At 69.3% G+C, this 25,312-nt stretch carries 21 protein-coding genes and 1 pseudogene; 11 read left to right on the top strand and 11 right to left on the bottom strand.

Annotation, left to right across the window (positions count from 1 at the left end; translation table 11 throughout):
- Positions 1-12 precede the first annotated feature (12 nt).
- Both K2L43_RS18455 and K2L43_RS18450 read right to left on the bottom strand, forming a co-directional pair.
- Entirely contained in the window at positions 13-567 is a 555-nt protein-coding gene (locus tag K2L43_RS18455; RefSeq protein WP_015914697.1) for an adenine phosphoribosyltransferase, read from the bottom strand.
- A gap of 70 nt (positions 568-637) precedes the next feature.
- A complete protein-coding gene (locus tag K2L43_RS18450) occupies positions 638-2,623 on the bottom strand; it encodes a monovalent cation:proton antiporter family protein (RefSeq protein ID WP_011807210.1) in 1,986 nt (661 codons plus the stop codon).
- A 48-nt stretch (positions 2,624-2,671) separates the two neighbouring features.
- On the opposite strand from K2L43_RS18450, the gene K2L43_RS18445 reads away from it, so the two are divergent.
- The 4 genes from K2L43_RS18445 to K2L43_RS18430 are packed head-to-tail and all read left to right on the top strand — an operon-like array spanning position 2,672 to position 5,686.
- Entirely contained in the window at positions 2,672-3,673 is a 1,002-nt protein-coding gene (locus tag K2L43_RS18445) for an SIS domain-containing protein (RefSeq protein ID WP_088888012.1), read from the top strand.
- Complete coding sequence (locus tag K2L43_RS18440; RefSeq protein ID WP_015914694.1) at positions 3,673-4,251, top strand: HAD family hydrolase; 579 nt, start codon at positions 3,673-3,675, stop codon at positions 4,249-4,251. Before K2L43_RS18445 ends, K2L43_RS18440 begins: the two co-directional genes overlap by 1 nt.
- Positions 4,248-4,868 (top strand): LPS export ABC transporter periplasmic protein LptC, encoded by a 621-nt coding sequence (lptC, locus tag K2L43_RS18435; RefSeq protein ID WP_088888014.1) that lies wholly within the window; start codon positions 4,248-4,250, stop codon positions 4,866-4,868. Before K2L43_RS18440 ends, lptC begins: the two co-directional genes overlap by 4 nt.
- A gap of 5 nt (positions 4,869-4,873) precedes the next feature.
- Entirely contained in the window at positions 4,874-5,686 is an 813-nt protein-coding gene (locus tag K2L43_RS18430; RefSeq protein ID WP_220638214.1) for an SDR family oxidoreductase, read from the top strand.
- 73 nt (positions 5,687-5,759) lie between these two features.
- Here K2L43_RS18430 and K2L43_RS18425 read toward each other — a convergent pair whose 3' ends face one another.
- A complete protein-coding gene (locus K2L43_RS18425) occupies positions 5,760-6,230 on the bottom strand; it encodes an RNA-binding protein (protein WP_220638213.1) in 471 nt (156 codons plus the stop codon).
- Between the two features lie 241 nt (positions 6,231-6,471).
- Positions 6,472-6,837 (bottom strand): RNA-binding protein, encoded by a 366-nt coding sequence (locus K2L43_RS18420; RefSeq protein WP_011807204.1) that lies wholly within the window; start codon positions 6,835-6,837, stop codon positions 6,472-6,474.
- Positions 6,838-7,314: 477 nt separating this feature from the next.
- On the opposite strand from K2L43_RS18420, the gene K2L43_RS18415 reads away from it, so the two are divergent.
- The 7 genes and pseudogenes from K2L43_RS18415 (at position 7,315) to K2L43_RS18385 (ending at position 15,735) form a co-directional block, all read left to right on the top strand.
- Entirely contained in the window at positions 7,315-7,893 is a 579-nt protein-coding gene (locus K2L43_RS18415) for a TMEM165/GDT1 family protein (protein ID WP_015914689.1), read from the top strand.
- A 136-nt stretch (positions 7,894-8,029) separates the two neighbouring features.
- Positions 8,030-9,169, top strand: coding sequence for a homoserine O-acetyltransferase (locus tag K2L43_RS18410; protein ID WP_011807202.1), 1,140 nt, complete (start codon positions 8,030-8,032; stop codon positions 9,167-9,169).
- Entirely contained in the window at positions 9,166-9,750 is a 585-nt protein-coding gene (metW, locus tag K2L43_RS18405; protein WP_011807201.1) for a methionine biosynthesis protein MetW, read from the top strand. The genes K2L43_RS18410 and metW overlap by 4 nt, the downstream gene beginning before the upstream one ends.
- Positions 9,751-10,006: 256 nt before the next feature.
- A complete protein-coding gene (locus tag K2L43_RS18400) occupies positions 10,007-12,031 on the top strand; it encodes a methyl-accepting chemotaxis protein (protein WP_220638212.1) in 2,025 nt (674 codons plus the stop codon).
- An 81-nt stretch (positions 12,032-12,112) separates the two neighbouring features.
- A pseudogene (locus K2L43_RS18395) lies at positions 12,113-13,299 on the top strand (GGDEF domain-containing protein).
- An 82-nt stretch (positions 13,300-13,381) separates the two neighbouring features.
- Positions 13,382-14,845 (top strand): M20 family metallopeptidase, encoded by a 1,464-nt coding sequence (locus K2L43_RS18390; protein WP_220638211.1) that lies wholly within the window; start codon positions 13,382-13,384, stop codon positions 14,843-14,845.
- A 14-nt stretch (positions 14,846-14,859) separates the two neighbouring features.
- Positions 14,860-15,735 (top strand): alpha/beta hydrolase, encoded by an 876-nt coding sequence (locus K2L43_RS18385; protein ID WP_015914684.1) that lies wholly within the window; start codon positions 14,860-14,862, stop codon positions 15,733-15,735.
- A gap of 67 nt (positions 15,736-15,802) precedes the next feature.
- On the opposite strand, the gene K2L43_RS18380 is transcribed toward K2L43_RS18385, so the two are convergent.
- The 7 genes from K2L43_RS18380 to K2L43_RS18350 form a co-directional block, all read right to left on the bottom strand.
- The gene (locus tag K2L43_RS18380; protein ID WP_255580499.1) at positions 15,803-16,951 is read right to left on the bottom strand and encodes a sensor domain-containing diguanylate cyclase; all 1,149 of its coding nucleotides are present in this window, start codon (positions 16,949-16,951) and stop codon (positions 15,803-15,805) included.
- Positions 16,952-17,173: 222 nt separating this feature from the next.
- A complete protein-coding gene (locus K2L43_RS18375) occupies positions 17,174-18,250 on the bottom strand; it encodes a hypothetical protein (RefSeq protein ID WP_255580498.1) in 1,077 nt (358 codons plus the stop codon).
- A 74-nt stretch (positions 18,251-18,324) separates the two neighbouring features.
- Positions 18,325-21,159 (bottom strand): ATP-binding protein, encoded by a 2,835-nt coding sequence (locus K2L43_RS18370; protein WP_220638210.1) that lies wholly within the window; start codon positions 21,157-21,159, stop codon positions 18,325-18,327.
- A 5-nt stretch (positions 21,160-21,164) separates the two neighbouring features.
- Positions 21,165-21,887 (bottom strand): hypothetical protein, encoded by a 723-nt coding sequence (locus K2L43_RS18365; protein WP_123675451.1) that lies wholly within the window; start codon positions 21,885-21,887, stop codon positions 21,165-21,167.
- Complete coding sequence (locus K2L43_RS18360; RefSeq protein ID WP_220638209.1) at positions 21,880-23,307, bottom strand: hypothetical protein; 1,428 nt, start codon at positions 23,305-23,307, stop codon at positions 21,880-21,882. The genes K2L43_RS18365 and K2L43_RS18360 overlap by 8 nt, the downstream gene beginning before the upstream one ends.
- On the bottom strand, positions 23,307-24,035 hold the full coding sequence (locus K2L43_RS18355; RefSeq protein ID WP_220638208.1) for a 16S rRNA (uracil(1498)-N(3))-methyltransferase: 729 nt from the start codon (positions 24,033-24,035) through the stop codon (positions 23,307-23,309). The genes K2L43_RS18360 and K2L43_RS18355 overlap by 1 nt, the downstream gene beginning before the upstream one ends.
- Before the next feature lie 67 nt (positions 24,036-24,102).
- Positions 24,103-25,296, bottom strand: coding sequence for an aminoglycoside phosphotransferase family protein (locus tag K2L43_RS18350; protein WP_255580497.1), 1,194 nt, complete (start codon positions 25,294-25,296; stop codon positions 24,103-24,105).
- Positions 25,297-25,312 lie beyond the last annotated feature (16 nt).

The following is a 25,312-nucleotide window of genomic DNA, read 5'->3' as shown; positions in this document are numbered from 1 at the left end:
TGTGAACAGGCCCTAGTGGCCGCTGAAGTCCACCAGCGTGTACAGCGGCAGTCCGCTGGCACGCAGGCGTGCCGAGCCGCCGAGTTCCGGCAAATCCACGATGGCGGCGCCCTCCATGACGGTCGCGCCCAGTTTTTCCAGCAGTTTCTTGCCGGCCATCATCGTGCCGCCGGTGGCGATCAGGTCGTCGATCAGCAGCACCCGGTCGCCGGGCTGGACCGCGTCCGCGTGCAGCTCCACGGTCGCGCTGCCGTACTCGAGTTCGTAGGTTTCCTCGACGGTGGTGAAAGGCAGCTTGCCCTTCTTGCGAATGGGAACGAAGCCCACATTCAACTCATAGGCCACCACCGCGCCCAGGATGAAGCCGCGGGCGTCCAGTCCGGCCACCACGTCGGGGCGCAGCGCGCGGTCCATGTAGCGGTGCACGAAGGCGTCGATCAGCACGCGGAACACTTTGGGGTTTTGCAGCAGGGGCGTGATGTCGCGGAACTGCACCCCCGGCGCGGGCCAGTCAGGGACGGTGCGGATGTGCTGGCGCAGGTAGTCGTTGACGCTAAGGGCTGTCATGGGTGGGGCAAAAGAGAGAACGATTCGGATGTGCAGACCCTGCCGGGCACCGCCAGGGCGCACAGTGTAATCAGCCGCGCAGCAGCTTCTCCTCTGCCAGGCCCAGGGCGGTGGGATGGCCGGACAGCACCAGCGTGTCGCCTTCGGCCAGGGGCGTGCGGTCGTCGGGCGGGGACATGGCGCCGCTGGCGCGACGCACGTTGACCAGACGCACGCCGATGCCATGCAGGGGCAGATCGGCCAGCGGCTTACCCACCACGGCGGCGCCCGCGGGCAGGGACAGGGAGTACAGCCGCTCCTGGTCGCGTTCGGACGGCGTGTCGTCGTCCGCCCCGTGGAAGTAGCCGCGCAGCAGGCCGTAACGTGCATCGCGCTGGTCTTGCACCAGGCGCAGCACGCGGCGCATGGGCACGCCCACCAACGCCAGTGCGTGGCTGGCCAGCATCAGCGAGCCCTCGATGGCCTCGGGCACCACCTCGGTGGCGCCGGCCTCCTGCAATTTCTCCAGTTGAGAGTCGTCCTGGGTGCGCACGACCACGGGGAGCTGTGGCGCGTGGGTGCGCGCATGGTGAATCACCTTGAGCGCGGCGGGAGTGTCCAGGTAGGTGACGACCAGGGCGGCCGCACGCGCCAGGCCCGCTGCCTTGAGCGCCTGCAGGCGCGTGGCGTCGCCGAACACGACCGAGTTGCCCGCGGCGGCGGCCTGCCGCACGCGGTCGGGGTCCAGGTCCAGCGCCATGTAGGCGATGCCTTCGCGCTCCAGCATGCGTGCCAGATTCTGCCCCGAGCGGCCGTAGCCGCAGATCAGCACGTGCCCGCTGGTGTTGATGGCCTGGCGCGCGATGGTGGTCACCTGCAGTGACTGCTGCAGCCAGTCGCTGGCCACCAGCTTCATGACGATGCGGTTGCTGTACTGGATGAGGAATGGCGTAGCCAGCATGGACAGCACCATGGCCGCCAGCACCGGGTTCATCAGTGCGGGCTGCAGCAGGCCGTGGACCTGCATGAGCGACAGCAGCACGAAGCTGAACTCCCCTGCCTGCGCCACGTACAGCGCGGTGCGCAGCGATACGCCCGTTGTCGTCCCCAACCCGCGGGCCAGCGCGACGATGATGGCCGTCTTGATCAGCAGCGGCGCGGCCAGCAACACGAGCACCAGCGACCAACGCTCCACCAGCACGTGCCAGTCGAGCATCATGCCCACCGTGATGAAGAACAACCCCAGCAGCACGTCGTGGAAGGGGCGGATGTCGGTGCCCACCTGGTGCCGGTATTCGGTCTCGGACACCAGCACGCCGGCGATGAAGGCGCCCAGGGCCAGCGAGAGGCCTGCCAGTTCGGTCAGCCAGGCCAGCCCCAGCGTGACCAGCAGCAGGTTGAGCATGAACAGTTCGTCGCTCTTGCGCCGCGCCACCTGCGTGAGCCACCAGCGCATCACGCGCTGGCCGCCAACCAGCAGTACCGCCACGAGTACTGTGGCCTTCAGCAGGGCGACCGCCAGCGCCGTCAGCAGTTGCTCGGGCTCGGACCCCAGCGCAGGCACCAGCACCAGCATGGGAACCACGGCCAAATCCTGGAACAGCAAAATACCCAACACCCTGCGCCCATGCTCGCTCTCCAGCTCGCCGCGCTCGGACATCAGCTTCACGACGATCGCTGTACTGCTCATTGCCAGCGTTCCGCCCAGCGCCAGTGCGGTCTGCCAGCCCATGTCCCACACGCCGCCGGTCAGCCGCGCCAGCAGCAGCAACCATGCGGAGAAGGCCGCCATGCACGCCAGCACCTGCAGCAGGCCCAGGCCGAACACGTGGCGGCGCATGGCACGCAGCTTGGGCAGGTTGAATTCCAGGCCGATGGTGAACATGAGGAACACCACTCCGAATTCGCCCAGGTGGCGCACGCCTTCGGAGTTCTGCGTCAAGGCCAGGGCATGCGGGCCGATGAGGATGCCCGCCGCCAGATAGCCCATCATCGGCGGCAACCGCAGGCTGCGGCATGCCACCACGCCCAGCACGGCGGCCAGCAGGTAAAGCAGGGTCAGGGCGAGAGAGGACATGTTTCATCGTAGCCGAGCCGCAGGTGGGCCGACCGATAGAATTCATCCATGCCTGTCGCTCCTGCCGCTTCCTCGTCTTTCAATGCCGAACAGGCCCTGCGCCTGGGACGCGAGACCGTCCGCACGGAGGCCGAGGCGCTGCATGCCATGGGCGAACGCCTGGGCGGCGGCTTCGTGCAGGTGGTGCAGCGCGTGTTGGCAACCACGGGCCGCGTTGTGGTCATGGGCATGGGCAAGAGCGGCCACGTGGGGCGCAAGATCGCCGCTACCTTGGCCTCCACCGGCACGCCCGCGTTCTTCGTGCACCCCGCCGAGGCCAGCCATGGCGACCTGGGCATGGTGACCAACGGCGACCTGGTGCTGGCGCTATCCAACAGCGGCGAAAGCAGCGAGATCACCGTGCTGCTACCGGTGCTCAAGCGCCTGGGCGTCCCGCTGATCGCGATGACGGGCGGGCTGCAGTCCACCCTGGCGCGCCACGCGGACCTGGTGCTGGACTGCAGCGTGCAGCGCGAGGCCTGCCCGCTGAACCTGGCGCCTACCACCAGCACCACGGCGCAGCTGGCCATGGGCGACGCGCTGGCGGTGGCGCTGCTCGACGCGCGCGGCTTTCGTCCCGAGGATTTCGCGCGGTCGCACCCCGGCGGTGCGCTGGGCCGCAAGCTGCTGACGCATGTGCGCGACGTCATGCGCGCGGGCGCCGACGTGCCGCACGTACCGCCCCATGCCAATTTCAGCACCCTGATGCGCGAGATGAGCGCCAAGGGCGTGGGCGCCACCGCGGTGGTAGACGATGCGGGCCGGCCCGTGGGTATCTTCACGGACGGCGACCTGCGCCGGCGCATCGAGGCCGGCGTGGACCTGCGCGAGACGCGCGCCCAGGACGTCATGCATGCCAGCCCGCGCACCATTGCAGCCGATGCCCTGGCGGCCGATGCGGCGCAGGCCATGGAGCATCACTCGATCACCAGCGTGCTGGTCACGGACGACGACGGCGTGCTGGTGGGCGTGGTGCACATCGGCGACCTGATGCGAGCCAAGGTGATCTGATGTCCCAGTCCAACGCCACGCCGCTGCCCCCCCTGCAACCGGCCCTGCAGTTCGATCCGCAACTCCTGCTGCTGGCGCAGCCGGTGCGCGTCGCCTTCTTCGACGTGGACGGTGTGCTGACCGACGGCGGCTTGTATTTCTCTGAAGTGGGCGAGACCCTCAAGCGTTTTCATACGCTTGACGGACACGGCATCAAGCTGCTGCAGCAGGCGGGCATCACGCCCGCGGTGGTCACGGGGCGTGATTCACCGGCGCTGCGGCTGCGCCTGAAGGCGCTGGGGGTGATGCATGCGCGTTTCGGCACCGAGGACAAGCGCCCGGCGGCCGAGTCCATCCTTGCCGAGCTGGGCCTGTCGTGGCCTCAGGCCGCCGCCATCGGAGACGACTGGCCCGACCTGCCGGTGATGCGCCGTGTGGCCTTCGCCTGCGCGCCCGCGCAGGCCCACATCGAGGCCCGCGCCGTCGCCCACCATGTCACCGCCGCGCCGGGTGGCGCGGGTGCGGCGCGGGAGTTCTGCGACCTGCTGCTGGTCGCCAGTGGCCGTTACGCCGGTCTGTTGGCCGCGCATGCCGCATGACCTCACGCCTACACCTGGCGTGGGAACGCCTGTCGCTCTACCTGCCCGTGCTGCTCATGGGGCTGCTGGCGCTGGGCTCCTGGTGGCTGGTGCGCAACGCGCCGCGGCCGCAGCAGCCGGCGCAGGAGCGCCCCGTGAGCCACGAGCCCGACTACTACATGCGCGACTTCGCGGTCAAAAGCTTTGATGCCACGGGCCGACTGCAGAGCGAGATCCGCGGCACCCTGGCGCGCCATTACGCGGACAACGACACGCTGGAGATCGACCAGGCGCGCATGCGCTCGGTGAACGAGGAGGGGCGCGTCGTCACCGCCCGTGCGAATCGTGCCCTGTCCAACGGGGACGGCAGCGAGGTTCAGCTCTACGGCAATGCCATCGTTACGCGCGAGGCGTCTGCCCCCGAAGGCCGCGCTCCGGTGCCGCGGCTGGAGTTCCAGGGGGAGTTCCTGCATGCATGGGTGAATGAAGAGCGCGTGCGCTCCGACCAGCCCGTGACACTCAAGCGCGGCGCCGACACGTTCACCGCCGACAGCATGGACTACGACAACCTGGAGCAGGTCATGCAACTGCGCGGCCGCGTGCGGGGCACGCTGATGCCGGCACCCGTGCGCCGTTGACCGAGATGTCACGTTCGGCTCCGCAAGACCGCCCGCTGGTGTTGATCACTGGAGCCTCCAGCGGCATCGGCCAGGCGCTGGCCGAGCGCTACCACCGGGCAGGGTGGCGGTTGGCCCTTGTGGCGCGGCGCGTCGATATGATCGAATCTTGGGCTAGGGCAGTAGGGATAAGCGCAAGTAGCTATGAAATATATAGCGCAGATGTAGCGCAGCCTGACAGCGTCATCGCGGCGTGCCACGCTTGTCTGGAGCGCCAAGGGCTGCCCGATGTGGTGGTGGCCAACGCGGGAATCAGCGTCGGGGTGGACACGGCGCAGCGCGGCGACCTCGATGTCATGGCGCAGACCTTTGCCACCAACACCCTGGGCATGGCGGCCACCTTTCATCCGTTCATCGATGCGATGGTCCGCCGCGGCGGCGGGCGGCTGGTGGGAATCGGCAGCGTGGCGGGTATCCGGGGCCTGCCTGGCCATGGAGCTTATTGCGCGAGCAAGGCGGCGGTGATCAGCTACTGCGAAAGCCTGCGGGGGGAACTGCGCGGCACCGGCGTGCAGGTGGTGACGATCTGCCCGGGCTATGTGGATACGCCGCTGACGCGGGAGAACCGGTATGCCATGCCCTTCCTGTTGCCGCCGCAGGCTTTTGCGGACCGCGCGTTCCGTGCCATTGAGGCGGGGGCGACATACCGGGTGATTCCCTGGCAGATGGGCGTAGTGGCCAAACTGCTGCGCATATTGCCGGATGCGTGGTTCGACCGGCTGCTGGCGGGACGGCCACGCAAGCATCGCGCGGGGCAGGGCCGATCTTCCAATCCCTGAGGCCTGGAAGGACAAAAGGCTCCCGAGGGAGCCTTCTGATGGTGGAGCGCGCTTTTACCCGCGCCTGCCAAAATCAATATCCGTTGTTGCCGCCACCGCCGTAGCCGCCACGGCCACCGCCGCCGCCACGTGGACCGGAGCCGTAGGGACTGCGAAAGCCGCCTTCGCTGCGGCCACCACCGCCGCCGCCGTAGCCGCCACCACCGCCGCCGTAGCCGCCACCACCGCCGCTGCGGCCGCCGCCGTAGCCGCCGCCACCACCACCAAAGCCGCCACCGCTGCGGGGGGGGCGCGCTTCCATGGGACGGGCTTCATTCACGACAATGCTGCGGCCGCCGAGGGACTGGCCGTTCATGCCATTGATGGCCTCCTGGGCTTCGGCATCGCTGCCCATTTCCACGAAGCCAAAGCCTTTGGAGCGGCCGGTGTCGCGCTCCATCATGACCTTGGCGCTGGTCACCGCACCGAACTGGCTGAAGGCTTGCTCCAGATCTTGGTCACGCACCGAGTACGGCAGATTGCCGACGTACAGTTTGTTGCCCATTAAGGGACTCCTCAAAAACAATGGAATGAGCGACGGAGTCCCGAACCCGCAGCCAGTTAATCACAATGACGCCCTATGCGCGAAAACTCACGGATCACCGCAACCTCTACGAGGCAATAGCCTCGTCAAAACATTATGCGCCAGAACCTTTGTAAAGATGCAAGGGGTTTTCAACGCACGTGTCGTCAATCTGACGCAAAAAAAGGAGCCCTAAGGCTCCTTTTTTTGACTCAGCGGAATATCAATAGCTGGAGCGGCCGCCACCGTAGCCGCCGCCATAACCACCGCCACCGCCGCTGCGGCCACCGCCGTAGCCACCACCGCCACCAAAGCCGCCGCCGCTGCGGGGCGGGCGGGGTTCCATCGGACGGGCTTCGTTGACCACGAGGTCGCGGCCGCCGTAGTTCTGGCCATGCGCGCCGTGGATGGCGGCCTGGGCTTCAGCGTCGCTGCCCATTTCGACAAAGCCGAAACCTTTGGAGCGGCCGGTGTCGCGTTCCATCATGACCTTGGCGCTTTGCACGGCGCCGAATTGGCTGAAGGTCTGCTCCAGATCCTGGTCGCGGAAGGTATAGGGCAGGTTGCCCACGTAGAGTTTGTTGCCCATGATCGGACTCCTAGAAAAAACATGAAATGCGATGGAGCCCGACGCAATCAACAAACCTGTGACGACTTCAAAGACGCGAAACTGACCAGACACCGCAGCGTGCACTTCCGCATGGCAGAACTGCAGGGCCATTATCAAGCATTGCCATAACCCCAAGGATGTCGTAATTGCGCGCCAGCAACACTTTCCAGGGTAACTACTGTGTCTAGCTGGGCAAAAAGGTGCCTTCTTCCGCCGGATACAATCCTCCGCTGTCTTTGGGGAGTAGCCTGCCCCGCGCTAGTCCGCTGCGACTGCGACGCGAGAGGATGCATGCATCAACAGACTTGGGGCCCTTGGGCGCCATGGTGCATGGGACCCGCTGCCACAGCGGGTCGGGCGAGACCATTGACCGCGTACCGATCCATCAGGCCGGAGTCGGGGCGTGGTCAATGCTGTCCGATGTACTTCCGGCCGGAAATCTATTACGACCGCCCCATGGAAGCCTTCCTCGTCTCCACCGCCATCGTCACCCTTGCCGAGATGGGTGACAAGACCCAGCTGCTGTCGCTGGTGCTCGCCGCACGCTTTCGCAAGCCCTGGCCCATCGTGCTGGGCATTTTCGTGGCCACGCTGGCCAACCACGCGCTGGCAGGCGCGGTGGGGTCGTGGGTGACTACCGTGCTGGGGCCGCAGGTGCTGCGCTGGGTGCTGGGTCTTTCCTTCATTGCCATGGCGGTGTGGATGCTGATTCCCGACAAGCTGGACGACGACGGTGACGGTGCGGCGCCGCGCTTCGGCGTGTTCGGCACGACGCTGGTGGCGTTCTTCCTGGCCGAGATGGGCGACAAGACGCAGGTCGCCACCGTCATGCTGGCTGCGCAGTACAGCGCCTACTTCTGGGTCGTGGCGGGTACTACGCTGGGCATGATGCTGGCCAATGCGCCCGTGGTCTGGCTGGGGGATCGGCTGGTGAAGAAGGTGCCGATCCGCGTGGTGCATCTGGTGTCTGCGTTGATCTTCCTGGTCTTGGGCCTGCTGGCGCTGTTTGCGGGAGATGCGACGCCTTTGGCATAATGGCCCGCAGACGCGCCGATTTGCACCGCTTGCGGGCGCTTTACAAATCCAGCTAAAGACGTGACCGATCGACACGCCTGCCACCCCAGCACGCACCCGGACCCGGCCTCGTTGTTTAGCGAAGCCGGGCTTTATCATGTCGTTCATCGCCACACCGCAAACCATGCACTTCGCCGAGCCCCTGCCGCTGCAGTCGGGGGCCTCGATCCGCGACTACACCTTGGCCTACGAGACCTACGGCACGCTCAACGCCGACCGCTCCAACGCCGTACTGGTATGCCATGCGCTCAATGCCTCGCACCACGTCGCAGGCAGCTACGCAGGCCAGCCCAGGAGCGAGGGCTGGTGGGACAACATGATTGGGCCGGGCAAGTCTGTCGACACCAACCAGTTCTTCGTCATCGGCGTCAACAACCTGGGCTCGTGCTTCGGGTCCACGGGGCCCATGCACCGCCACCCGGACACGGGCGAGGTCTACGGTGCGGACTTCCCCGTCGTCACGGTGGAGGACTGGGTCGATGCGCAGGCGCGCCTGCTGGACCGCCTGGGCATCGCGCAACTGGCGGCGGTAATGGGCGGCAGCCTGGGCGGCATGCAAGCGCTTTCCTGGACGCTGCAGTACCCCGAACGTATGCGCCACGCCGTGGTCGTGGCCAGCGCCCCCAACCTCACGGCCGAGAACATCGCCTTCAACGAAGTGGCGCGCCGGGCCATCGTCACTGACCCGGACTTTCACGGCGGGCACTTCTACCGCCACGGCGTGATCCCCAAACGCGGGCTGCGCATCGCGCGCATGATCGGCCACATCACCTATCTGAGCGACGACGTGATGAACGAGAAGTTCGGGCGCCAGTTGCGCGAGGGCATGGACCTGAAATACAGCACGCAGGACATCGAGTTCCAGATCGAGAGCTACCTGCGCTACCAGGGCGACAAGTTCAGCGACTATTTCGACGCCAACACCTACCTGCTCATCACGCGTGCGCTCGACTACTTCGACCCCGCGCGCCAGCATGGCGGCAACCTGGCCCAGGCGCTGGCCGTGGCGCGTGCCAAGTTCCTGCTGGTGAGTTTCACCACCGACTGGCGCTTCTCGCCCCAGCGCAGCCGCGAGATCGTGCACGCGCTGCTGGAGAACCGCCGCGACGTGAGCTACGCCGAGATCGACGCCCCGCACGGGCATGATGCGTTCTTGCTTGATGACCCCCGCTACATGGGCGTGGTGCGCTCTTATTTCGATGGTATTGCCAAGGGGCTGCAGGGAGGACAACCATGAGCGACCACGCCACCATGCAAGCCATTGCGCGCCTGGTGCCCGAAGGCGCGCGCGTGCTCGACCTGGGGTGCGGTGATGGCGCGATGCTGGACTACCTGCAGCGCGAACGCGGCTGCAGCGGCTACGGCATCGAGATCGCCGACGCCAACGTGCTCGCCTGCGTGCGCCGCGGCGTGAACGTGATCCAGCTCAACCTCGACGAGGGGCTGGCGATGTTCGGCGATAACAGCTTCGACGTGGTGCTGCAGATCGATACGCTGCAGCACCTGCGCAATGCCGAGGTGATGCTGCGCGAGACTGCGCGCGTGGGCAAGAGCGGCATCGTCGCCTTCCCCAATTTCGCACACTGGCCCAACCGCGTGTCGGTGCTGCGCGGGCGCATGCCCGTCACCCGGCGCCTGCCCTACCAGTGGTACGACACGCCCAACATCCGCGTGGGCACGTTCAAGGACTTCGAGGTGCTGGCGCACAAGAACAAGCTGCGCATCCTGGACGCCTTCGGCCTGCAGGACGGGCGCGAGGTGCGCTGGCTGCCCAATGCGCGTGCGGGCACGGCAGTGTTCCGTTTCGAGCACGACTGATCGCACCGTCCAGCCCGGCGCGCAGGGGACATTTCTCGCCGGCGGGGTTTGTTGCTATTGAAAATATAGCTGTTAGCGCTTGATGGATAAGCGCTAGAGGCCAAAATTCCTCTGTTCCCGATGCCGGGCCTCTGGGCGGGATGCGTGGTACGTGAGACCGCGTAAGGGATATTGTGAATAGATGTAACGGCAGGCCTGCCGTAGATTTCCAGACAGACCGGGACGACCCGGCGCACCCCTTTTTCTGGAGACATGCATGGCCGCCGATTCGCTTGCCCACCATTCCGTTGCCCGCCGGGTCACGCTGACCGCCCTGGGGCTTGTGGCCCTGGTGCTGGTGGGCGTGGGGCTGGCCCTGGCGGTTCTGACCGAACGCAGCACGCGGGCGCAGCTGGTGCAGAGCATTGGCGGCACCACCCAGGCCGTCGCCCATTCGCTGGATGCGGCGGACAACACCAACCGTGAGCTGGTCCAGGCCACCATGCGCGGCTTTCGCCGCTACTTCGAGGCCACCATGCAACTCGACGAGGGCGCGGGGGAGCTGCGCAGCTTCGGCGCGCTGGTCAACGAGGACTACAGCGCGGTGGACAAGTTCGCCAACGAGACCGGCGGCGTGGCCACCGTGTTTGCGCGCAAGGGCGACGACTTCGTGCGCATCACCACCTCAGTGAAAGATGCGCAAGGTCAGCGCCAGCAGGGCATGCCGCTGGACCGTGCCGATCCTGCCTACGCGGCAGTCGTCAAGGGCGAGCCCTACACCGGCATCACCGTGGTCGCAGGCAAGCCCTACATGGGCCACTACCTGCCGGTCAAGGACACGGCGGGCAAGGTGGTGGCGCTGCTGTTCATCGGCAATGACGTCAGCATCTTCCACGCCATGCTGCAAAAGCAGGTGGAGCAGACGCGCTTTTTCGAGCACGGCGGCGTGTACGTGATCAACCCCGGCGCCGGGCTGGAGCAGGCCGGCTTCGTGTACCACCCCACGGCGCGGGGCCAGCGGGTGCTGGAGGCCTTCCCCCAGTCACGGGCCTTCTTCGAGGCGTTGGTGGCTGTGCCAGAGGGCTTCGTGCGCGACGCGGCGGCGGTGTATTCGCCCGGCGCGCAGGACCCTTGGGCGCTGCTGCGCAAGACACAGGGCGGATGGTGGGTGGTTGCCGAGGTGCCGGACGCCGAGGCCATGGCCGGCCAGCGCCACGTCACCTGGGCCGTGTGGGGATTGATGGCATTGGCCGTCGGCTTGCTGGGCGTGGGTCTGTTCGTGATGCTGCGCCGCGGCGTCAGCCAGCCGCTGACCGGGCTCACGCAGGCCATCACGCTCGTCGCGCAGGGCGACCTGACGCAGAGCTTCGAGACCACGCGGCGCGACGAGATCGGCACGCTGGTGCGGGAAGTGGAAGGCATGCGCCTGCGCTACGTGCAGATGCTGCAAGAGGTGCGCACGGCTGTGGACAGCATCGACACCGCCAGCGCCGAGATCGCCAGCGGCAACCAGGACCTGTCGGCACGCACGGAGGCCACCGCCGGCAGCCTGGCGCAGACGGCGCAGAGCATGGACCAGCTCACGGCCACCGTGCGCCAGTCCGCCGATGCGGCCCACCAGGCCAACCAGCTCGCGGCCTCCGCCGCGCACGTGGCGGCCCGCGGCGGTCAGGTGGTGGGCGAGGTGGTGACCACCATGGACGACATCAACCAGAGCTCGCGCAAGATCGCCGACATCATCGGCGTGATCGACGGCATTGCCTTCCAGACCAACATCCTGGCGCTGAACGCCGCCGTGGAGGCTGCACGCGCCGGCGAACAGGGCCGCGGCTTTGCCGTGGTGGCGGGCGAGGTGCGCAGCCTGGCGGGCCGCAGCGCTGAGGCGGCGCGCGAGATCAAGCAGCTCATCCAGGCCTCGGTGGAGAAGGTGGAGACGGGTGCGCGCCTCGTGCAGGACGCCGGCAGCACCATGGGCGAGATCGTGGGCAGCGTGCAGCGCGTGGGCGACATCATTGGCGAGATCACGGCCGCAGCGTCCGAGCAGGCCGGCGGCATTGGCCAGGTCAACCAGGCCGTGGGCCAGCTGGACCAGATGACGCAGCAGAACGCCGCGCTGGTGGAGGAGTCCGCCGCCGCCGCGCACAGCCTGCGCGAGCAGGCGGCGCGCCTGGCCGCGGCCGTGCAGGTGTTCAGGCTGGGGCCGGCCCTGGGCGACGCGTCCCTGATTGGGGCACCTGCGCATGCACCCGCGCCAATGGCTGAGGTGGCCGACCTGCGCGTGGGGGCCCTCGCGCTTAGCTGAGTGCGGGCCCCGCCGGGGGCGGGGCGGTTATCCTCGCGCGCTGCTCGCCTGGCCCGGGGCGCGCCCACCCTTGCCGTTTCCATGCCATTCCTCGATGTGCCCACCATGCTGCTGATGACCGGGGCGGCTTCCCTCACCATGGCGGCATCCCTGGGCGCAGTGCGGCCGGGGCGCCGCGAGGGCATCAGCCTGTGGGCGCTGGGGCTGATGATGCACACCTGCACGTACGTGCTGTACGCCCTGCGCGGCCTGGTGTCCGACTGGGCCAGCATCGTCCTGGCCAACACGCTGCTGTCGGGCACGTTCGCCATGGTGCTGGCGGCCGTGCACCAGTTCCAGGGGCGGGCGTTGCCGTGGCGCCGCATGGCGGTGCCGGTCGCGGCGACAGCGCTGTTGTTTGCGTTCTTCATTGACGACTACCGCGCACGCATCGTCACCGCGGGCGTGGTGCCGCTGCTGCAGCTGGGCATGGTGCTGTGGTCCCTGTGGCGCGAGCGGCCGGCTGCGTCCCTGCGCGGCGCGACGCTGCTCAGCGTGGGCCTGGTGATGGAGGTACTGCTGCTGGGGGTGCGCGGAATGCTCGCCGCCACGCGCGACATACCGGCCGAGGGGCTGATGCAGGGCAACGCCATGCAGTCCATCACCTTCATGGCGGCCTTCGTGGTGGTGATCCTGAGTTCGCTGGGCTTCATCCTCATGGGCAAGGACCGCTCCGATGCCGACAACCGCTATTTCGCCGCGCACGATGCGCTCACGGGGCTGGTCAACCGCCGTTCGCTCATCATGGCGCTGGAGCGCGATGTGGCCCGCGCCGTGCGCCTGCGCGAGCCTTACGCGGTGATGCTGGTGGACATCGATCACTTCAAGTCCGTCAACGACAGCCATGGCCACCTGGCGGGCGACAGCGTGCTGCGCCATGTGGCGGACCTGCTGTGCACGCGCCTGCGGGCGCAGGACCTCGTGGGCCGCTACGGGGGGAAGAATTCATGGTCCTGTTGCCGCACACCCCGCTCGGCGGGGCCCTGGAGCTTGCCGAGACGCTGCGCCGCACCGTGGAGCGCTTGCCCTGTGTGGGCGGCGGCAAGGAGATACCGGTGACCGTGAGCATCGGCGTGTGCGGCGGGCCCCTGCAGCCCGCGGACGGCTGGGACAGGCTCGTTCAGGGGGCCGACGAGGCGCTGTATGCGGCCAAGCTCGCGGGGCGCAACCGGGTGGAGTCCACGGCGCTGGCGGCACAGCGCCCCGCGCCCGCACCGGCGGTGGACTAATAGGGCGCCGTGCAGATCGCCGTCGCCGGGCGGCGGGTGTTGGCGTATCCTGCGCCTTTTGCGCACCGATAGAGGTTCCGCCATGAACGACCGCCTGCCCGCCGCCGCCCTGGATACCGCACTCGCGCTGGAACGCGTGGGGCGGGTGTGGGACGAAGACATCCTGCGGCAGCTCACCGACTACATCCGCATTCCCGCCAAGTCGCCGGGCTTTGCGCCCGACTGGCGCGAACAGGGCCACCTGGAGACTGTGCTGCGCAACGCCGCGCAGTGGGTCGAGGCCCAAAAGGTGGCCGGTCTGCAGTTGGAGATCGTGCGCCTGCCGGGGCGCACGCCGGTACTGTTCTTCGAGGTGGCGGCCACCCAGCCGCAGTCCACGCAGACCGTGCTGATGTACGGCCACCTGGACAAGCAGCCCGAATTCGAGGGCTGGCGCAGCGACCTGGGCCCGTGGACACCCAAGTACGAGGACGGCAAACTCTACGGCCGGGGCGGCGCCGACGACGGCTACGCGGTCTACGCCAGCGTGGCCGCGGTGCAGGAGCTCAAACGCCAGAACGTGCCGCACCCGCGCATCGTGGGCCTGATCGAGACCTGCGAGGAGAGCGGCTCCGCCGACCTGCTGCCTTACATCGACGCGCTGAAGACCCGCCTGGGCGACGTGGCGCTGGTGATCTGCCTGGACTCGGGCGCGGGCAACTACGACCAGCTGTGGCTCACCACCAGCCTGCGCGGCATGGCCAGCGGCACGCTCAAGGTCCAGATCCTCACCGAGGGGGTGCACTCGGGCGACTCATCGGGTCTGGTGCCGTCGTCGTTTCGCATCATGCGCCAGGTGCTCGACCGGCTGGAGGACTCGGCCACGGGCCGCCTGCTGCCTGCGCACTTCCACTGCGAGGTGCCACCCGACCGCCTGGCGCAGGCGCGGGCCACCGCCGCCATCCTGGGCGAGGAGGTCTACAAGCGTTTCCCCTGGGCGCATGCCGACTGCGGTGGCAGCACGGTGTTTGCCCTGCCCACCACCACCGACCCGGTACAGGCGCTGCTCAAGCGCACCTGGGAGCCCACGCTCAGCGTGACGGGGGCCGAGGGCTTCCCCGCCCTCCAGGATGCGGGCAACGTGCTGCGCCCCTACACGGCCTTCAAGCTGTCGTTGCGCCTGCCGCCGCTGGTGGACGCCGCCGCCTGCCTGCAGGAGATGAAGGCCGTGCTGGAGGACAACGCACCCTACCAGGCCAAGGTCACCTTCGCCCCCGATGGCGCGGCCAGCGGCTGGAACGCCCCGGCCATCACGCCGTGGTTCGAGCAGGCGCTCAACGCCGCGAGCCAGGCGCACTTCGGCGCGCCTTGCGGCTACATCGGCCAGGGCGGCACGATTCCGCTCATGAACATGCTGAGCCGCGGTTTCCCGACGGCGCAGATGATGGTCTGCGGTGTGCTCGGCCCCAAGAGCAATGCCCACGGCCCCAACGAGTTCCTGCACGTGCCCTACGCCAAGAAGCTCACCGCGGCCGTGGCGCAGGTGATCGCCAGCATGCCGGCCTGAAAACGCGCACGGCCATGCAGGAACTGAGCGAACCCACGCTGCGCCCCTTCACCGCCAGCGACGGCGAGAACCTCGCCGTACAGGACTGGCCGTTGCCCGCGCAGGAGCGCCGCGGCGCCGTGCTGCTGGTGCACGGCCTGGGCGAGCACGCGGGGCGCTACGAGGCCCTGGCCCAGCGCCTGAACGGCTGGGGCTTCAGCGTGCGCGGCTACGACCACTACGGCCACGGCGACTCCGGCGGGCCGCGAGGCGGCCTCACCAGCGACCTGCGCCTGCTGGCCGACCTGGCGGACCTGGTGGACGCCACACGCACGCGGCTGCGGCCCGGCGAGCCGCTGGTGCTGCTGGGCCACAGCATGGGCGGGCTGGTGGCGGCGAGCTTCGTGGCGCGGGGCGTGCGCCCCGTGGATGCGCTGGTGCTCTCGTCGCCCGCGCTGGCCACTTTCATGAACCCGCTGCAAAAGCTGCTGCTGGCCACGCTGCCCCGGCTGGTGCCCAACCTGCGCGTGGGCAACGGCCTGAACCCTGAACACCTGTCGCACGACCCGGCCGTGGTGGCCGCCTACCGGGCCGACCGGCGTTGCCACGACCGCATCAGCGCGCGGTTGGCGCGCTTCATTGCCGATGCCGGCCCCGCCACGCTGGCGCGCGCCGCGCGCTGGACGGTTCCTACGCTGCTGCTGTGGGGCGAGGACGACCGCATCGTCAATCCCGCGGGCAGCCGTGCCTTCGCGGCAGCGGCGCCCCCGGCCGTGGTGCATGCCCAGGGTTTTGCAGGGCTGTACCACGAGATCTTCAACGAGCGCGACGCGGCGCCCGTGTTCGCGCAACTGGAGTCGTGGCTGGAGCAGCGCTGCCCGGTGCGCCGGGCGCAGCCCGTGGCGGCTTGAGCCAAATCGGCTTGCGGCGCTTGTGTAGTAAGCGCTAGCAGCTACTTTTTTAGGAGCAAACCCGCCCTCAGTGCGCGAGCAACACGCGGTTGCGCCCCAGGCGCTTGGCGCCGTAGAGGGCCGCGTCCGCGCGCTGCAGCAGCGCGGCGGTGCTCTCGCCGGGGGCCAGTTCCGCCAGCCCGACCGACACCGTCAGAGACAGCTGCGTGCCGCCTGGCAGGGCCACGGGCGTGGCGGCCACGGTGGCGCGCACGCGCTCCAGCAGACGCGTGCCGTCCGCCGGGTGGGTATTGGCCATGAGTAGCAGGAACTCCTCGCCGCCCCAGCGCGCCAGGAGGTCGCTGGCCCGCACGCAGCCGTGCACCGTCTGCGCGAACGACTGCAGCGCCACGTCGCCGGCCGCATGGCCGTGCGTGTCGTTCACCGCCTTGAAATGGTCCAGGTCCAGCTGCGCCAGCAGCAGGGGCTGCCGGCTGCGCTGCGCGCGCGCATGCTCCAGCCGCATCATCTCCAGCATGTAGCGGCGGTTGGGCAGGCCTGTGAGCTCGTCGCGGACGGCCAGTTCGCGGATCTGCTCCACGGCGGCGGCCAGCTCGCGCTGTTGGCTGCGCAGGCGGGCCCGCGCGCTGTGCACGCGCGTGGTGAGAAAGGTGCTGCTGGCCAGCACCACCGCGATCATGACCAGGTAGGCCGCCGACAGCGCCGGGGGCTGGCTGTCGGGCGATAGCCAAGCCGGATGCCACCACTGCACCACGGCGCCCGCTGCACCAAAGGCCACCAGCCCGTAGAGCGCCACGCCCACCATCTGGCGGGGGGTGAGCCCGAAGACGCCGAACATCATGATGACCGCGAGAATGGGCGGCGCAATGCCGCGCGCGGGGCCGGCGATCACATAGGCCGCCGCGTTGCAGGCAATCGCATAGACGATCTGGAACAGCGTGAGCGACGGGTCGGCAAAGCGCCGGCTGGCGCCGCTGCGGATGAGCACGAACACCGTGGTGATGCCCGCGCCGCACGCCAGGGTCCACCAGTACACCGGCACGGGATAGGTCAGGCCGGCGGCGGCCACCAGGTGCATCGCCCCGATGCAGCCCAGCATCAGCAGCGCCGACACCCCCGCCATGGCCAGGCGGATGCGCTGATGGGGATCGGTCGTGATGAGTGCATCCAGCGTCCGCTGGGCAAGGCCGCGGCGGCCCGTGGCCTCCTGGTTCACGCAAGCTCCTTTTCTCAGAGGCGCGGGGCTGCGGACCGCGCACGCTGTGTGCACTGTAAGCGGCCCGCGCGCGGTCTGAGAATAGGTAGTTGCCGTGAGCTGGAGGTCTGGCCTGCCAGGGGGCGATGAGTTGTCCCGATGCCCTGTCGTGGGACCGCGTTGACGGGCGGTACCGGCCGCTGTGCGGTGCGGCGCCGGATGCGCTACAGCCAGAATTCCTGCTCAGCTTTGTGGCCTTGGGTTTGCAACGCGGTGCACAGGGTGCGCAGCGTGGCTGGCAGGTCGGGGTCGGCCTGCAGGCGCTGCAGCCAGGCATGGTCGTGTGCGCTCAGCGGGAGGCGCGGGGCCGCGCCCCAGTCCTGCGGCTGCATGCGGTGGGCCTGCCAAGGCAGGCCCCCCCACCGCATGCCACAGCGCACCTGCGGCCAGCGCGATGGCCACGCCCGCGGGGTCAGGGTCGCAGCTCACATCGGCTGGTGCGGGGGCTTGCTGTAGCAGCCACTGCATCGCCTCCCGCCAGCTCTGCGGCGGCTGGCCGGGCAGCCAGACCACGCAAGTGCCGGGCGCGGCCGCCAGTGCCTGGCGCTCGAAGCTTGCACGGTTCTCGATCAGCCAGTAGCGGCGGGGCGCCCGCACCCGAGCCGGCGCGCCAAACAGACGCGTGGGCAGGCCGCACAGGCCGGCAGCCGCCACATCGATGCAGCCCCCGGGCGTATTCAGAGTGAGCGAGCCGCCCAGCCACAACAGCGGCGCGAAGCGGGCGATGCCCAGCGCTTCCAGCGGCACATGGGCTTGCAGCCATTTCCATTCAGTCGGGGTGATGGCCTTGGTGGTGCCGCGCGCGTGCTGGGCGAAATCCTGGCGCAATCCGAAGCGCTGGTCGGCCTGCCAACTGGCCAAGGCTTGCAGCAACTGCAGGCGCGCCTGGCGCAGCGTCTCGCCCTGGCGGCTGTCCAGACAGTGGCGCACAGCGCTTTCTAGCCAGGGCTCCTGCTCGCCCAGGGCCTGCAGTTGTGCTGCCAACTGCTGGCGAGCGCTCTCGCGGGTGGCTGCGCTGCGCAGGCCCACGGCCTCCTGCAGCACGGCCACATCGCTCCACACGATGCGTTCGACGCGCCACTGGGCGTGGATGAAGCGTTCCTTGGTGTGCAGCGCACCGGCATGCAGCAGCAGATCCAGGAGACCCTCGGCCAGCTCCAGCCGCTGCGCGCCCGCAATGTCCAACAGGGACTGCCATTGGCGTTCTGCCGCGTCGGCGCGCAGCCAGTCGCACAAAAGTGCCTGTTGGGCGGGGCGCAACGTTGGCAGGCTCGTCCACGGTGCGCCGTGCCGCGTACGGCGCCTGTTCCCGTTGGGTTGCGTGCGCAGGGCGGTCATGCGCTGAGGGGTTTGAGCTCCGGCACGCCGCGCCGCTTGGCCACGGCGATGGGCGGCGCCCAGCGGCTGCCGGCGGGCTTCTTGCTGGTCACGAGGGTGATCTCGGCGGGCTCGAACACCTCCAGGTTGTGCGTGATCGGCGTGGTCAGCACGTACTGCGCGCGCGTGCTGCGCAGGAAGTGGCCCACGAGCTGGATGTTGCGCACGTCCAGGTGGGCGAAGGGCTCGTCGATGAAGACGAAGCCGCCCGAGCCGCTTTCCTCGTCTTTCAGCAGGCCCACCAGCAGGATCAGCGACTTGATGACCTGCTGCCCGCCCGAGGCCTCGCCGTCGTTCAGCCCGATGCTGCCCTTGCCGTCGAAGGCGAAATGCACCTTCAGGCCCGCCTGGGCGAGCACGGTGTCGTCGTTCTCCAGCAGGGGGAGGTCGGCCGCCACTTCCACACCGGCCAGCTGGCCCAGCTCCTGGATGTTCTTGCGGTAGCGGCGCACCGTGCTGCGCAGCACCTCGATGTAGCTCTCGCGCGCGTTCAGCACCGCCGTGGCGGCCTGGGCGTTCTTGACCTGGTGGTCCGACAGGCTGGCCGCCTGCTCGCGCACCGTCACGTCCATGCGGCGGTGGCGTTCTTCCACGGTGGCGTCCTGCTCCCAGGTGCCTTGCTCCAGTTCCTGCTCCACGGCATGCAGGCGCAGCTTGGCCTGGGTGTCGTTCACGTATTCGTCGACCAGCGCGCCCATGGCGGCGGGCGTGATCCAGCGCGCCGGGAACTGCGCACGCTGGGCCTGGCTGCGGGCCACGGCCCCTTGTTGCTGGCGGCGGCGCGCGCTCCACTCCTGCGCGGCGCGCTCGCTGTCGCCACGCGCGCGCTGCAGCTGCGCCTCCAGGCGCTTGTGCTCCTCATTGAAGGCGCGGTGGCGGTCGTGGGCGCGGGTGGATTCCTGCTCCAGGCGCTGCCACAGCTGGGCCGCGGCCACGCGCGCCTGCTTGGCGGCGGGCAACTGTTCGCGCGCCTGGCCAAACTCGTCGCTGCGGCGCGCCAGCTCCTCGGCGGCGCTATGGCCTTCCAGGGCGCGGCGGGTGTCGGTGATCTGGCGCTTGAGGGCCATGAGCTGGTCCAGCACGGGTGCCAGCTGCGCATCGATGCGGGCCAGGTCGCGCTCGGCCGCGCTGCGGCGTGCCTGCACGGCACTGGCGCCGAACTGGTGCTCATGCGCCTCCACCCACATGGAGCGCGCGCCGCGCCCGTCGTGCATGTAGGCCTGGGGTGTGATCCAGGTGCCGCCCAGCTTCTTGCCCTCGCGCGGGTCGGCCACGCAGCGCAGGTTCTGCAGTTGCTGCACCAGCCAGCGCGGCACGGGCCCGGTGAAGCGCACATGCTCCAGCAGCGTGCCGCTCTCGCCCTTCAGCGCCACGCTGCCCGGCTCGACGATGTAGTGGCGGTAGCGCTCGCGCTCGCCCAGCTCCCAGGCCTCGGCCAGGTCGTTGGCCTGGTCCAGCAGCACCACCCAGCGGTGGCCGCGCAGCACGCCCTCGATGGCGGCGCGCCAGCGCTCGTCCTGCACTTCCACGGTTTCGGCGACGAAGCGGTGGCCGATGCCGGCGTTGGCCAGTTGTTTGCGAAAGCGCAGCACCTCGGGCGGCAGCGGCGGCAGGCTCTGGCCTTCAAGCGCGGCGAGCTGCGCGGCGGCCAGCTTGCGCCGCTGGGTGAGTTGGCTGCGCTCGTCCTGCAGGGCCGACTCCTGGTCCTGCAACTGGGCCAGGTGGGCCTGCAATTCGTCGGCATTGCTGCCCTTGTCCACCAGCGCCAGCAGCTCCTGCTCGCGCTGGGCCAGCTTTTCCAGCGGGGCCTCGTGGCGTGTGGCCTCGTCCAGCTGCGTGCGCGCCTGGTCGCGCTCTGCGCGCAGCTGCTCGGCTTGCTGCTGCGCGCGCGTGCCTTCCTCCAGCAGGTGCAGCAGGCGCTTGTTCTGCACCGCCTGCTCCGCCAGGGCCGCGCGGTGCTGGGCCTTCTGGCGGCGCAACTCGCGCGATTGTTTGGTGAGCTGCTCGCGCTCGCCCCACCAGCCGAGCACGGGCAGCACCTCGGTGGCCAGGCGCTCGCGCTCGGCCAGGCGCATCTGCCAGGTCTTGTAGTTGGTCACGCGGTTGTGCAGTTCGGAGAGCTGCGCGCGGCTGTGGTCCAGCTCGCGCTCGGCCTGCGCCATCTCGCGCGCCAGCTGCTGCTGGTGCTCACGCGCCTGGTCGTAGGCGTCCAGCACCTGCTGGTCGCCGAACACGTCGAACACCAGGCGCAGCAGCTCGCGCGGGCTGAATTCGCACAGCCGGTCGGTCTGGCCCTGCTCCAGCGAGAGCACGCGCGCAATCGCCGGCGACAGGCCGGCGGCGGCCAGCACGCGGCCCCAGGCCTCCACGCCCATGAAGCCCAGGTCCTTCTCGGGCATGTCCAGCAGCTGCTCGATGGAGACATCGCCCTCCACCAGGCAGTAGCGGCGCTGCCAGTCGCCCCCGTTCTTGTCGATGCGGCAGGCCAGCGTGACCTGGTCGCTGTAGAGCAGGCGGCGCGCAAACGGGCGGCTGGAGCTTTGCCGGCCCTGCGGCCGGTTGTCCACCACGGCGCGCAGCCAGGCGGTCTGCGCGCCGGCGTGGCGCGCGTAGGTGCGGTAGTCGCGCGGGGCCGAGCAGCGCAGGCCCAGCAGGGTGCGCATGGCGTCCAGCAGCGTGGTCTTGCCCGAGCCGTTGGGGCCGGCAATCGTGATGATGGAGCCGTCCAGCGGCAGCGACACGCGCTGGCAGTAGTCCCAGTGAACGAGTTCCAGGGTTTGCAGGTGGAACATGGCGGTCAGTTCTCCTGCACCGTGGATGCTTCGTTATTCATAGCTGCTGGCGCTTGCTGTTCGGGCGTTAGAGGCTGATTTGGCTCGTATTCCGGCGCAGCCGCGCGCTCGCGCAGCAGTACGTCGGCCAGCGCGCCGTCCAGGATGCGCGGGGCGAGCACGTCGTAGTCCAGCAGCACGTCCAGCAGCGGCCCCTCGGCGATCTCGTCCTGGCGGCGCAGGATGAAGCCGTGGCGCTCCAGCAGCTTGAGGTTGGCGTCCAGGCGCAGCTTCTTGCCCAGCTGCGGGCCATAGTCCTCCAGCAGCGCCTTGTACGACAGCACGGGGCTGGCCACGCTGGCCTGGGGCAGGGGCTTGGCACCGGGGAAAAAGTCGTTCTGCCCCGCGTCGGCCTCCTGCACGCGGCTGGTCTGGCGCTCGCGCTTGGGCAACACGATGAGCGCCCACAGCACGATGAGCAGCGCCTGCGCGTCGCGCGGCAGCTCCAGGTTGTTGTTGGCGTTCAGGCCGGACTCGCCCATCACCCCGTTCTGCGCGGCGCTCAAGAGGGCCACGCTCACGTGGTCGGCGTAGATGCTGTCCATCCAGCGCAGGCCGGATTGGGCCAGGCGTTGCTCCACCTGGGCAAAGAGTTCGGCATCGACCAGCGCGCGCTTCACACGCGGGTGGCTGCGGGGCAGCCAGCGGCGCGTGAGCAGCTCGGCGATCAGCAGGGCGGCGTCATCCATTCTTCACTTCCTCGGTGCCCTGGGGGCTGTCGGGTTCGGCCGGTATCAGCCGGCCACGGCTGAGCAGCTCCACCTGGTGGTGGTCCAGCGGCTCGGCCTGCGGCTGCCATTCGATGCGCCACGGCTGGCGCGCCAGCTCGCCCGTCAGGCCCGGCAGCACGGCGGCCTGCGGATCGCCCAGCAGGGGCATGAGCTGGGCCTTGTAGGCCAGCTGCGCGTAACGCGTGGCGCCGGGGCGCGGGCCCAGCAGGGCCTCGGCCGCGGTGCGGGCGGCATCGGCATGGCCGCCGTCGCGGGCCCATTCGGCGAGCAGCGCATTCAGGTCGCCCAGCTCGCGCGGCAGGGCCACGGCGGTCAGCGTGCCGGCCGGGGCGCTCTGCGCGTTGGGCAGGGCCTCGGCCAGCGCGGGCTGGGGGCGGTCGCGTTCGAACTCGGCCTCCACCACGTCCAGCAGCTCGTGCGGGGCCAGCGTGGCCAGTTGCGTGGGCTGGGCCATGGCGCCGTCCAGCAGGCGGTGCAACTGCGGCGCGGCCTGCAGCCAGCGCTTCACGTCGGTGCTGGTGATGCCGGTGGTGCCCAGCGTCACGCGCTGGCGGTCCATCTGCTGCAGCGCACGGTTGAACTGGCTGGCCATGGCCAGCAGGCGCGACTGCGCCTGGCCCAGGCCGCGCGCCGCGCGCTCCAGCAGCAGGTGGCCGTGGCTGTTGCCGATGATGGCGGTGATGGCATCGGAGGCGCGGTCGATGAGCTGGGCTGCGCGGTCGTAGCGCTTGCGCGCCTCGCGCAGGCGGAACTCGGAGCCGCTGGCGATGGCGTCGGCAAACTCGCCGTGCAGGCGCGCCAGCTGCGCCTGCAGCAGCTGCACCTGGCCGGCATCCACGCTGCCCAGCTGGTTGGCGCCCACCACCTGGCCCAGCAGGGCGGCGAGTTCACCGCCGTCGGCGTGGTCGTCCTCGGGCGCGGGGCTGGTCAGCGGCGCCAGCAGGCCGGCCACGCGCTGGGCCAGCGCGGGCAGGTGGTAGCTGCGCTGGGTCTCGTCCCAGGCGAGCAGGCCCACGTCGCGCAGGCGCTTGAGCACCGTCTCCAGCGCTTCGGGGCGCAGCGCGTGAAAGAGTTCGTCGATGCGTTCGCGCGGTAGTTGCGCGTCGCCCTGCGCCGCCAGCTGCAGGAACACCCACACGCGCAGCTGCACCAGCGCCGCGGGGCCGTGGAACAGGCCGCTCAGCGCCTGCGTGAGCGGCTGCTGGCGCGACAGGTGCCACAGCAGCGGGGAGTCCTGCGCGGTATCGTCAAAACTGTAGGCGTCGCGAAAGAAATCCGCGATGGCGCCCATGCCTAGGCCCATGCCTGCGCCCACGCCGTTGTCCAGCGCGTCATCGCCGACCTGTGGCGCCAGGTCGTCCGGGGCCAGTGCGCGCATCAGGCCAGCCCCAGCAGCGCCAGTGCCGCCACCGAGGCAGTTTCCGCCCGCAGCACGCGCGCGCCCAGGCTGGCCGGCGCAAAGCCCTGGGCCAGCGCGGCGTCTTCCTCCTGCGCGGTCAGGCCGCCCTCGGGGCCGTGCAGCACCCAGACGGCACCGGCCTGGGCCGCGGCTTCCCGCAGCGGGCGGCTGCCGCTGCGCAGCGACAGCAGCAGGCGTGCGGCGTCCGGTGCGAGTGCGTCGGCAGGGGGCTGGCGCAGCCAGTCGGCCAGGGACAGCGGCGCGTGCACGGAGGGCACGCGGTTGCGCCCGCATTGCTCGCAGGCCGCCACGGCGATGGCCTGCCAGTGCTGCTGGCGCTTGGCGGCGCGCTCGCCGGACAGCTTGAGCACGCTGCGTGCCGCGGCAATCGGCTGGATGCTCGCGGCACCCAGCTCGGTGGCCTTTTCCACCAGCCAGTCCATGCGCTCGTTGGCGGGCATGCCCACCACCAGGTGCACGGCGCGCGCGGCCTCGCGCTCCACGGCGCTGTGGCTGCCGACCTGCACCTGCACGTCGCTGCGGCCCATGTGGGTGACGGTGGCGCTCCACTCGCCGCCCTCGCCGTTGAACAGCGTGACCGCGTCGCCCGGCTGCAGGCGCAGCACCTGCACATGGCGCGCGGCCGTCGGCGGCAGCGTGAGCTGCGCATCAGCGGCCAGGGGCAGGGGGCAATGAAAACGGGGCATAGCTTTCAAAAATAGTAGCTGCCAGCGCTTGATGGGCAAGCGCTGGAGGTTGATTTGGCTTGTAAACCTACACGCGCCCGAAGGCGTAGCCCATGGCGGCCTGGGTGCCTTCCAGTTCGTCCACCAGCCGCAGCAGCGGCGACAGTTCGCGGTAGCGGCCGGCCGTCTGGCGGATGTAGGCGATGAAGCGCGGTGCGTCGGCCAGGTACTTGGGCTTGCCGTCGCGCAGCGTCAGGCGCGCGAAGATGCCGGCCACCTTCAGGTGGCGCTGCAGCGCCATGAAGTCCACCGCGCGGTAAAAGTCGCCGAAGTCCGCACCCCAACCGCTGCCGCTCGCGGCGCCGAGAATGCCCGCACGGCGGGCCTTCTCCCAGTAACGCACGGTAATGTCGATGACGAAGTCTTCTTCCCAGCTGATGAAGGCGTCGCGCATCAGGCTGGCGATGTCATAGGTCACGGGGCCGTAGACCGCGTCCTGGAAGTCCAGCACGCCCAGGCGCTCGTCCGCACCCACCATCAGGTTGCGCATCATGAAGTCGCGGTGCACGTACACGCTGGGGGCCGCCAGGTTCTGCGCCACGATGGCGTCGAAGGCGCGGGCCAGCGTGGTCTGCTGCGCATCGGTCAGCGTGGCCTGGCGGTGGCGGGCGATGTACCAGTCGGGAAAGAGCTGCAGCTCGCGGCGCAGCAGCGGCTCGTCGTAGGCCGGCAGCACACCGGGGCGCGAGGCGCGCTGCCAGTCGATGAGCAGGTCCACGGCCTGCAGGTACCAGGCGTGTGCGGCGGCCGGGTTGGCGGGGTCCAGGCGCTCGATGGCGGTCTGCGCGCCCAGGTCGGACAGCAGCATGAAACCGTGCGTTTCGTCCCAGGCCAGGATCTGAGGCACGCGCAGGCCGGCGGCCTGCAGCAGCGCCTGCACCTGCACGAACGGGCGGCAATCTTCCTTGTCGGGCGGCGCGTCCATGACGATGCGGCTGGTGCCATCAACAGCGTCCAGGCGCAGGTAGCGGCGAAAGCTCGCGTCCGCGGACGCCGGGCGCAGGGACCCGGGCCGCAACTGGAGCGAGGCGGCCAGCGGGCCCAGCCAGGCGTTGAAGGCTGCCTGGCGGGCCGGGTCGGTCCAATGCACGGCGCTCGCATGCACGGCGCTCGCATGCACGGCGCTCGCATGCACGGCGCTCGCATGCACGGCGCCCGTATGCACGGCGCCCGTGGCCGGCTCGGATGTGCCCGCCGGAGTGGGGGAAGAGGGGTGGCTCATGGATAATCGGATTCTA

Source organism: Diaphorobacter sp. MNS-0, assembly GCF_019602835.1.
Classification (GTDB): Bacteria; Pseudomonadota; Gammaproteobacteria; order Burkholderiales; family Burkholderiaceae_C; genus Diaphorobacter; species Diaphorobacter nitroreducens.
This window is presented reverse-complemented; position numbering and strand designations above follow the sequence as displayed.